General features: G+C 59.7%; 1 protein-coding gene. It reads right to left on the bottom strand.

The annotated features are described in order from the left end of the window. Positions 1-138: 138 nt before the first annotated feature. Positions 139-609: an IS200/IS605 family transposase gene (gene tnpA / locus AAAX59_RS09670; RefSeq protein WP_349071611.1), complete on the bottom strand. Its 471-nt coding sequence runs from the start codon at positions 607-609 to the stop codon at positions 139-141. Positions 610-675: the final 66 nt, after the last annotated feature.

Genomic DNA, 675 nt, shown 5'->3' with positions numbered 1-675 from the left:
ATCAAAACCACCCCTAAAAGGGGTGGTTTGCTCTTAGGGTATAACCCTTGGATTTCCGGCACGCGTCTAAAGGCGCCGGCCCTCACGGGGTTCGGGCCGCACTGCAGGTTGACCCGTGACGGGCCGGTCAAACCGGCGCTATTTGCGCCCCGGCCCCCTATCGAAGGGGTCCTCGTACTCCTTGACGCTCAGCCGGTCGATCGCGATGTCGGCCTTCTCCTGCTCCCGGATGTACTTCGCGATGGTGGCCTCGTTCAGGCCGACGGTGGACACGTAGTAGCCCTCGGCCCAGAACTTCCTGTTGCCGAACTTGTACTTCATGTTCGCGTGCCTGTCGAATACCATCAGCGAGCTCTTCCCCTTCAGGTAGCCCATCACGCTCGACACGCTGTACTTCGGCGGTATCGCCAGCAGCATGTGGACGTGGTCGGGCATCAGGTGCCCCTCGATGATCTCTATCCCCTTGTACTGGCAGAGCTTCCTGAAGATCTCCCCAAGGTCGGACCTTATTTGGTTGTAGATGACTTTGCGCCTATACTTCGGCGTGAACACGACGTGGTACTTGCACATCCACTTCGTGTGCGACAGGCTGTAGGCCTTCTGGGCCATACGCCACCACCGCCCTCTCGACTCGGATTCCTTGCGGCCTGAACAATCGCAAGTGTCCGGCGAGGG

Origin of the sequence: Collinsella sp. CLA-ER-H2 (assembly GCF_040092405.1) — a bacterium.
GTDB lineage: Bacteria > Actinomycetota > Coriobacteriia > Coriobacteriales > Coriobacteriaceae > Collinsella.
Note: the sequence above shows the minus strand (reverse complement) of the source record. Positions and strands in the feature narration are given on the sequence as shown.

Coding starts and splice junctions, on each gene's coding strand:
- tnpA (WP_349071611.1), bottom strand. CDS start 609: ATGGCCCAGAAGGCCTACAGCCTGTCGCACACGAAGTGGATGTGCAAG.